Raw genomic sequence first — 9,621 nt, 5'->3', positions numbered from 1 at the left:
TTGTTAGCGGCTAATACTTCAGCAAACCAACATGCAGCTTTATCAGAAAGGAAGCGACGGTCATAACCGATCACAAATCCGTTTTTAGCAGCATCTTCATTGTTGATGATGTTTGCCAGTGCTTGTGCCACAAGGCGAACGTTCTCTCTGGTGAACTCTTCACCAATGAAAGCGCGCCAGCCACCTGTACCAAATTTAATCATTAGAAAATCCTTTTAGTCTCTTTGCCTCAAACCCAATAGGCTTGAGGCAAGAGTGGTTGGTTAAGTTGCGTGACTAGCCTAGAACAACGACAACATCGTTCACGCTGCCTTCTGCTTGAACTGGGATTGCGCCTTCTACTGACTCACCGTTGATAGTGATAGAGGCAACCCCTTTGCTTACTGCATTCGGGTTCTGTACTGTGATGTTGTATGTCGCACCACGCCATTGACGAGTCACTTCAAACTCTGGCCAATCTGTTGGGATACAAGGATCTACGGTTAAGCCTTCAAAGCCTGTGCGAACACCAAGAATGAAGTTGGTTACCGCAAAGTATGCCCAACCAGAAGTACCGGTTAACCATGGGTGGTTTGCACGACCGTGGTCTTGGTGGTCTTTACCCATGATGAACTGCACGTACGAGTACGGTTCTGCGTAACGTGTTTCAATCATGTCGTTTTGGTTGTATGGGTTAAGTGCATCGTAGAATTTCATCGCACGGTCACCACGGCCAAGTTTCGCTTCTGCTACCCAAGCCCATGGGTTCGGGTGAGAGAAGATAGCGCCATTCTCTTTTACGCCTTGGTAAACGCGAGTGACGAAGCCGATATCATCGTTTGGTGTCGCGAACGATGGAGAGTTTAGGTGCAAGCCGTATTCAGAGAATAGGTTCTCGTCGACTGCATCCATCGCTTTCTCACCGCGCTCCTGAGAAACCGCACCAGATAGAACTGCTAGTGTATTTGACTCAAGGTGTACACGACCTTCAGCTTGTTGAGCGGTACCGATCTTGTCGCCATTTTTGGTTAGACCACGAATGTACCAACCGCCTTCATCATCCCAAAGGTGTGTTTCACACGCTTCACGAACGTTCGCTGCCATTTCTGTGTATTTCGCAACATCAGCGTCGTTATTGCGGAACTTAGCTAAGTCTAAGAATTCTTGTAGCGCCCAGAAGTGAAGGAATGAAACCATTGACGACTCACCACCACCAAGGTTCAAGCAGTCGTTCCAGTCAGCACGTAGACCTTTACAGATACCTGTTTGACCAACATATTCTGCAGAGAAGTTCAGTGCTGCTTTCATGTGTTCGTAAACAGTCACTTCACCGCCGTCTGCGTAAGGAATCACTTCATCAAAGAAGTCATGTTCACCGGTTTCCATTACGTATTTGATGATGGTCGGAACGATCCATAGATGATCATCAGAACAAGTATCTTCAATGCCGTGGATCTTATCGTCGTCTGATGGAGTCGGCACTACCGTTGGTGACTTCGATGGCTCAACGTCTGCTTTCTCTGGATCGAACCAGTCTGGATCGAATAGGTGTAGACCGTAGCCAGCTTTTACCTGGCCGCGTAGTAGATCGACGATACGTTTACGAGTCATCGCTGGGTTGGCATGAGGTACTGAAATAGCATCTTGCGCCGTATCACGGTAACCCAGACCAGTACGACCACCAACTTCGATGAATGAAGCAAAGCGTGACCAAACCACACAGGTTTCGGCTTGGTATAGTGTCCAGGTGTTGATCATGGTGTCTAAGCCTTCGTTTGGAGACTTAACTTGGAACTTGTTGCAACGCTCGTCCCAGTGATCCTTGATGCCTTGGAACGCTGCATCTACGTTTGCAGTGTCTTGGTACTTTTCACGTAGGCGCTCACCGTTGCCTTTGCCGATACCTAGTACGTAAGCAAAGCGAACTTCTTCACCTGGTTGAATGGTAAATTGCTTATGCAGAGAACCACAGTGGTTGTAACAGGTTTGAGCGCTGTTCGAACACTTACCGTTTTCAACCGCAATTGGGTTAGCTTCATCGCGGTACATGCCAAGGAAGTTGTCACGCTGACCGTCGTAGCTGTCTGGTGAGAAGGTTGACGCTAAGTAGTAGAAGCCTTCAAAGTCGTTAGTGTTGTAGTACAGATCGTATTCCAACACACCTTCTTGGTAAGACGTGCCCGCAGAGTACAGAGACATCTGGTGGTTTTGGTTGTCTGATTGGATGTGGCTGAACGAGAACTCTACAAATGAGAATGTGCTGATAGTACGTGGTTTATCAGTGTTGTTCTTTAGCACAACGTCCCAAACTTCTGCATCTTCACCTTTAGGTACGAATAGCGTTTTGGTTGCGGTAATGCCGCTGTATTCACATTTGAACTTTGAGTATGACAGGCCGTGACGAACCTCGTAGTTCGCTTCATCTAGGCTCTTTGCCACTGGCTGCCAAGAGATAGACCAGTAATCACCAGTCTCATCATCACGCAGGTAAACATAGTGTCCTGGACGGTCAAAGGTGCCGTTTGGACGGAATTTAGTAACACGGTTGTATTCCGGAGAATTGTAGAACGAGTAACCGCCCGCATTGTGCGAAATTACAGTACAAAACTTTTCAGTACCTAGGTAGTTGGTCCAAGGTGCTGGTACATCAGGGCGAGTGATGACGTATTCGCGATTGTCGTTATCGAAATAGCCGTATTTCATTGTCATTTCCTTTTTAACAAACTGCATCTATGCAGCTAATTTTTAAATAGTGATGCTGAGTTTTGTTGGACTGAGCACCTTAATTTGAGTCAGCTATCACTCGGTATGAGCATGCTGTGGTTTTGTTTTATTCAGCTTTCCAAGGGTTGCGGTAATCAACATTGAGTCTGTCGAGTAGCGGCAAGTGACCTTTTAGGCGAGACAGGTAATCAAGCCAGTTTCGGTTGTTTTTGTGTGTCCAACATCCTTCAGCTAAAGCGCTAATTCTTGGGAATACCATGTAATCCATACGCTTTTGGTTGGTGACGATCTCACACCATAGAGCACACTGAATTCCGCGGATCCGCTTACGAATTGGGTCGGTGTCGGATATCTCAGCAAGCGCTTCGTAGGTATAAGCTTGTTCTAATGGGATAACGGCAGCCCAATCTACGCCCGGCTCTTCCGGGGCATAATCTTGGGTCATGTCGAGATAAGTAAATTGTGCGGGTTGCAGAACCACATCAAAGCCTTGGCGAGCACAGTTCACGGCGGCTTCTTCACTGAGCCACGAGTAGATGATGGTCTCTTTGCTCACCTTGTCGCCGTGTTGTGCCTCTTCCCAGCCCACCATGCGTTTGCCTAGCTGCTTAAGTTTGTTCTCGGCATAGCGGAACAGGTGGCCTTGTAGATCTTTGCTGTCTTGGTATTGATGTTCTTTCATCAGTGCTTGAGCAGCAGGGCTGTTGGTCCACACTCCAGGTGGCACTTCGTCTGCGCCCATGTGAATCAATTCACTCGGGAAGAGTTCAGCGACTTCTTCAATAACGATATCTAAGAACTGATAAGTCCCCGATAAACCTGGGTTTAGTACATTGTCGTTGTAGTGCTGAATGCTTTTATATTGAGTGGTGTCCGCTTGCTCTACCAACATATCAGGCAGTGATTTGATCGCGGCGCGGCAGTGTCCCGGGATATCGATCTCTGGGATCACCGTGATGCTACGTTTCTCTGCGTATTCAATAACTTCGCGAATCTGCTGCTGTGTGTAGAAGCCGCCGTAGTTTTCCGCAATATGGGTATATTGCGGCTCCAATGCATAGTCAGGGCCTCGCCAAGCACCGATTTCAGTGAGTTGAGGTAGTCGCTTAATCTCGATTCTCCAACCTTCATCATCGGTTAGGTGCCAATGAAAAACGTTGAATTTGTAGTGCGCCAGTTGGTTGATTAAACGCTTCACTTGCTCCACAGAGTGGAAGTGACGTGCGCAGTCCAACATCATGCCTCGGTATTTGAAACGAGGTTGATCGGCGATTTTGCAACATGGCACAGAGAAGTGTTCAGCATCTTGTTGTTGAACCAATTGGATTAAGCTAGCGACGGCATGCGTAAAGCCTGATTGGCTGCCGGATTCTACGACCACTTGCTGAGTTGTGATCGTTAGCTTGTACTCGGCTTCATCTAAAGTCGGATTACTACGCAGTAGAATGTCACCGTTTTCTTCTGGTGATAGTTCTGTTGAAACCGCTAGCTCAAACGTCGTCAGTAATTCTTGTTGTAGCCAAGCACTGGCTTTCTCTGCAAGGTGAGACTGAACTTCAACTTTGCACTCTTTGTTCAGTGCGAAGCCGCCTTGTTTCAACTCGAATTGATTCGGTTGGGGGATCAGTGCTACCTGTGCCGCATCCACTTCTGGGATTTGGCTGCGTTCACGATATGGTGAAGCCAGCACTATTGGTGATATTGCTACTGGTAGTACCGAGGTTTCGCCTTGATGATGTGTTTGGATAAAGGCGTCATTGAGACCATCAGAATAGAAACGGAATGGAGCGCTTTGAATACTGAATTCAAGGTAGTAATGGTTGTTTGCCTTTAACACGTTGGTACTTGGCTGGTAAGAACAAAAGCTTCCTACTTGAGTTAATTCACCTTGCGACAGACTCTCTGGAAGGATGAATCGGTCAAATGCAAAATGGAGTGACCAATCAGTTACGTCAAGATCACTTAAGTTGTGTACCGTAAGGCCAAATCGGCAGTTGTTTTTTTGTTCAGAAAGAACAGCTAAGTCGATGCGATAATTCATATAACTTCCCTGCTAAGCCTGTTGATACAAGTTGTGTTGTGGTTTTCCGGCAAACATCAATGCGCCTTCGATAGCGTCAAATTGAGGTTCAACGATCCATTGTTGTACTGGTGGTGATAACCAGTTGAGAATGCGCTCTGCGATACTGCCCATCAGGCATACCTTGTCCGCGCCTTTGCGATGCAGTGCTAGTACAAACATTTCGATATCAGCGGCGGTTTGCTTGAGCATCTCGATAGCGAGCTCATCGCCTTCGTTAGCTAGTTGAAAAATTACTGGCGAGAATTGACCATAGTCTTTTGGAATAGCGCCTTTTGACCATTCGACGATGGCATCAACATCATTGCCAAAGTGGTTCATCACGTGTTGAGTCAGTGCTGTCTTGTTGCGAATGCCATCTTCTGCCAGCAGAACTTGTTGAATCAAGCGAAGCCCCATCACCGCGCCGCCACCTTGGTCAGAAATTGGGAATTCACGACCGCCAACCACGTGCTGCTCACCATCTTGTAGGTAGATGCCGCATGAGCCAGTGCCACCAATCATGATGGCGCCGTTTTGGCCATTGTGAGCACCAATGCAAGCACCGTAAGCGTCGGTGTTTAACGTCATGCTAGCGAACGGGTGCGGTTGTGCCATGAAGTCAAACCATGCTGACTTTTGCTCAGCGCCGGCCAGTGCAAGGCCGACATGCATATTTGAAAAATGACTTGAATCGAGTTGCCCTTGCTGCGCCGCTTGAGTAATGGCATCGACAATTGAGCTCATTGCAACATCAACACCCAAAAGGATGTTGGCGCTGCCACTCTTCGCTTCACCAATGAGTGTGCCTTGGTCATCGCGAATACGAGCACGACAAGACGTGCCGCCACCATCAATACCTACGTAGTAAAGCGTCATGATTATTGCTCCTTACGCTGTGCTAGGAAATTGAATTGCGCAGCGGTTGCCAATAGGAACCATGCACCGTGAGGGATCCATTGTTCGCCCCAGCGCCAGTTTTGAAGCATGTCATCTTTTTGTGCTGGTGGATTGAACGCAATGTCTTGATCATCTTCAAAGCCAGCGGTAATGCCGTTACAGATACCGCCTTTGGCATTGAAAAACCCAAGCTGAGGTAAATAGTCAGGGTTGTTATGACCGTGACCATCAAGCATGCACATGTGGTAAGGGTTGAGACCCAAGATCCAGTCGAGGTTGTTCTGTGAAAGTTGGATTAAACGCTTTTGCAGTTCGCTGTCTTGAATGTGTGGCTGAACTAAATACGCCATGGTTGCAATGGAACCAAGACGTGCGTTTTCACCTTGCCACCAGTAGCCGGTTTCGTTCTTCTGAGCTACGAAGAAAGCATCGCGCTTATCACCATCAACATTTTTTACATACTGTCTTGGGTAGCCAAATGGGTTGGTGACTTTATCGGTGATGTTGATTTCGAACTGACATGCTTGTTCAACAACAATGCGAGCTTGTTCTTTCAGCTCCGTATCGGTTTCATTGTTGATGTATTCGCACAGAGCTATCACTGGCAACCCAGCTTCCGCGGCGTGGAAGTATGGGCGAGAGCCATCAGCATTAGCTGACCAGAAGTGTTCAAATGAATCATCAGATTGCTGACGGGCGCTCAATCTCGTAGCCCAAGTTCTGGCTTCTGAAAGGTACTGTTCGTCTTGTGTTACTCGGTAAAGCTCATTGGCTGCGAGTAGGGCGCAATACTCATCGATGATGTTCTCTTCACCATCGTTTAGGTACTGTAAGTTGTATTCTTTTAGGTGCCAGTAACCTTTGGTCGCAGTATCAAGGTAGGTTTGGCTCGAGTAGCTACCCGATATGTCTAGTTCAGACGCTGCGGCAAGTGCTGCAATAGCCACACCTGCTCCTTGTCGGTAGCCGGCTTGAAAATCTGTTGATTTATGGCCTTCTTGAGTGGAGTACGCGCAGATGCCGCGTTGGTTGATATCTTTACTCCATTTGTCGAATACTGTCATGTAGAAGTAGCCGGCCGCGTCTTGCATACGTACTAAGAAATCGGCGCCGAATAACGCTTCTTCCGTTAGTCGTGTCATAGAGAATTTAGGGAAGTCTGGGTTGTTGTTAGTTAAGCGCACGCTTTTGAGCATGTTCCAAACTACCATTGGAATCTGTTGTGGGTTTAGGTAATTGCCATAAGACAAGTGGCTAAAGTACTTACTCACATCGCCTGATGCGTCGTACCACCCACCATGCACATCAACGTATCGGTCGGTGCCAAGAATTTGGGCTTGACGATCTTTCTTATCAAAAATGCCGCCACAACGTTGTGACTTAAAGTAGTGAAGCACATCAGAAAAAGTGTGGCTCATTAGTAGGTTGTTACCAATCTCGAACACTTCAGAGCGAAGGTTGTCAAAGCGCAGGTAGTAACGTCCGCTCTCAGTGAATGCGCTGAAATCGATCGTGAAGAATTGCCCTTGATGCCAGTTTGCTACGCGACCCTGTTTTACAACGTCGAAGTTACCCACGGTAATGTGGTTGTCGGCACACACGAGCAATGCAGTGGTACTGGATAAACGCGCTTTCTTTGTCTGCAGAATAGCTTGCTTAGGAGCCGAAGATTCGTAGCCAATATGGTTGGTCAATAACAGCATCAATATTCTCCAAAGGTCCTAGTTTCTTGTGGCTAGGTACCTGAATTGTTTTGGATATAAGTAGTTAGGGTCCGCAGACCCTAACTCAGTCTTAATGTTTAGCTTTCGTGTAGGTAGCAACGAACGAAGTGGTTCTCTGCTAATTGAGTCACGCCAGGAAGTTGCTCTTTACACTTGTCCATCGCGTGAGTACAACGGCCAGCGAATGGACAGCCTACAGATGCTGGCGTCCAAAGCGGAATTTCACCTTTGTTGCCGGCCAGTTGGTCATGGATTGACTTCTTTGGATCTGGAACCGCTGAAACCAATAGTTGGGTGTAAGGGTGCTGAGGGTTAGCAATTACGTCATCGGTATCCCCCCACTCAACCATGTGACCCACATACATTACTGACAGGTCTTCAGCGATGTAACGCGCAGTGGCGATATCGTGGGTGATGTAAAGCAGAGACATTTGTTTCTCAAACTTCATTTCTTCCATCAAGTTCAGAACACCGGCACGAATCGAAACGTCGAGCATTGACGTCGGTTCATCGGCAAGAACGACTTCTGCACCTACCGCGATGTTACGTGCAAGGTTTACACGCTGACGTTGGCCACCAGACAGTTGGTGTGGATACTTTTTCGCTGTCTCTTTTGGTGGGATTAGGCCAACTTGCTCTAAAAGATCGTATACACGCTCTTCTAGCTCTCTCTTGTTACCTGGAGTCACCTTCTTGTGGATCAACAGTGGTCGAGCGATATGGTGGAAGATGTTATGTGTTGGGTTTAGAGAACCAAACGGATCTTGCCATACCATTTGCACACCTTCACGGTACTGCATCAGATCTTTACGGCTTGAGATATCTTGAATATCAAGGCCTTTGTACTCAATGGTACCGCCCGAAGGTGCGTACATTTTTGCGATCATTTTTGCTGTGGTTGATTTGCCTGAACCAGACTCACCAACGACGGCTAGGCCGCGGCTTTTGTACATCTTGAATGACACGTCGTTAATAGCACGCATCATTGGGGTTTGAATGGTGGTACTGCTTATTGGGAAGTCTTTTACGACGTTCTTACCTTCTACCAATAATTGACCGAAATCTTTGCTCATAATTGTCTCCAGAATCCTTATTCGCTTTGCTTGCTTTTTGGCGGACGAAGCCGCCTTATTCGTTATTTACGCTGAATCAGCGTGCAAGCTATAGCTTCCGTTGTACTATTGGGTCACCGTACAGGTGGCAGTTCGACAAGTGTCCCGGCTCGATTGAGCGCAGCTTGGTTGGCAGCTTAGTACAGGTTTCATGTACACGGTCACAACGAGCTTGGAAACGACACCCTTCAGGGATCTCTAATAAGTTCAGAGGGTTGCCTGGAATACCGGTTAGTTTTGTCTTTGGCCCTGTTAGTGGAGGGAAAGAACTACCCAGCCCTTTGGTATAAGGGTGGTAAGGGTTTTCTAGAATATCTTGTGAGTTAGCGACTTCGATAAGCTCACCTGAATACATAATGCCGATGCGGTCAGAGAACTCGACCATCAACGACAAGTCGTGGGTGATGAACAGAATCGAGAAACCAAACTCTTCTTTTAGCGCATAAATCTTTTGTAGGATTTCGCGTTGTACAACTACATCGAGTGCTGTTGTAGGCTCGTCCATGATGATCAGTTTTGGATTCAGTGCTAACGCGATAGCAATAACCAGGCGTTGACGCATACCACCTGAGAATTGGTGAGGGTAGTCACTCAAACGGCTAGGGTGGATATCTACGATTTCTAGTAGGCCTTCTGCACGTTTTTTAGCTTGCTCACGGGTCATGTTAGTGTGACGCATGATTACGTCACAGAACTGCTCTTCCATTGGTAATACTGGGTTGAGTGCGTTCATCGCACTCTGGAATACCATCGACATCTCACTCCAACGGAACGCTTGCATACGGTCATCACTGTATTCAAGGATGTTTTCACCATTGAAGATAACCTCACCACCGCTGATGTAAGCTGGCGGCTTATGAAGGCGCATAAGTGAGAAAGCAACGGTTGATTTACCACAACCTGATTCACCGGCCAGACCAAATACTTCACCAGGCGCGATATCGAAGCTAACGTTGTTACACGCACGCACATCGCCAGACTCTGTGATGTAATCCACGCATAAGTTGCGGATAGAAATTAGTGGTTCAGACATGATTATTTATCTCCGCTCCAAAGTGCATTTTGTGGTGGTAGTTCTGGTTCGCGTTCTTGTTTGTCTTGAGCTGCAAGCTTCTTCCAACGC

General features: G+C 47.3%; 6 protein-coding genes and 1 pseudogene. All 7 read right to left on the bottom strand.

Annotation, left to right across the window (positions count from 1 at the left end):
- Positions 1–203 (bottom strand): annotated as a pseudogene (locus BCT81_RS08815) (phosphoglucomutase/phosphomannomutase family protein); the annotation flags it as partial.
- Between the two features lie 73 nt (positions 204–276).
- Entirely contained in the window at positions 277–2,682 is a 2,406-nt protein-coding gene (locus BCT81_RS08810) for a N,N'-diacetylchitobiose phosphorylase (protein WP_102423880.1), read from the bottom strand.
- A 127-nt stretch (positions 2,683–2,809) separates the two neighbouring features.
- On the bottom strand, positions 2,810–4,744 hold the full coding sequence (locus BCT81_RS08805; protein ID WP_102423879.1) for a family 20 glycosylhydrolase: 1,935 nt from the start codon (positions 4,742–4,744) through the stop codon (positions 2,810–2,812).
- A gap of 12 nt (positions 4,745–4,756) precedes the next feature.
- Positions 4,757–5,641 (bottom strand): N-acetylglucosamine kinase, encoded by an 885-nt coding sequence (locus BCT81_RS08800; RefSeq protein WP_102423878.1) that lies wholly within the window; start codon positions 5,639–5,641, stop codon positions 4,757–4,759.
- 2 nt (positions 5,642–5,643) lie between these two features.
- Positions 5,644–7,365: a glycoside hydrolase family 9 protein gene (locus BCT81_RS08795; protein ID WP_102423877.1), complete on the bottom strand. Its 1,722-nt coding sequence runs from the start codon at positions 7,363–7,365 to the stop codon at positions 5,644–5,646.
- A 98-nt stretch (positions 7,366–7,463) separates the two neighbouring features.
- Complete coding sequence (locus BCT81_RS08790) at positions 7,464–8,459, bottom strand: ABC transporter ATP-binding protein (RefSeq protein WP_102423876.1); 996 nt, start codon at positions 8,457–8,459, stop codon at positions 7,464–7,466.
- Positions 8,460–8,547: 88 nt separating this feature from the next.
- Positions 8,548–9,531, bottom strand: a complete 984-nt coding sequence (locus BCT81_RS08785; protein ID WP_102423875.1) for an ABC transporter ATP-binding protein — start codon at positions 9,529–9,531, stop codon at positions 8,548–8,550.
- Between the last annotated feature and the right edge of the window lie 90 nt (positions 9,532–9,621).

The organism is Vibrio sp. 10N.261.52.A1 (assembly GCF_002876325.1).
GTDB lineage: Bacteria > Pseudomonadota > Gammaproteobacteria > Enterobacterales > Vibrionaceae > Vibrio > Vibrio chagasii.
The sequence above is the reverse complement of the archived record's forward strand: the minus strand, read 5'-3'. Positions and strand labels throughout refer to the sequence as shown.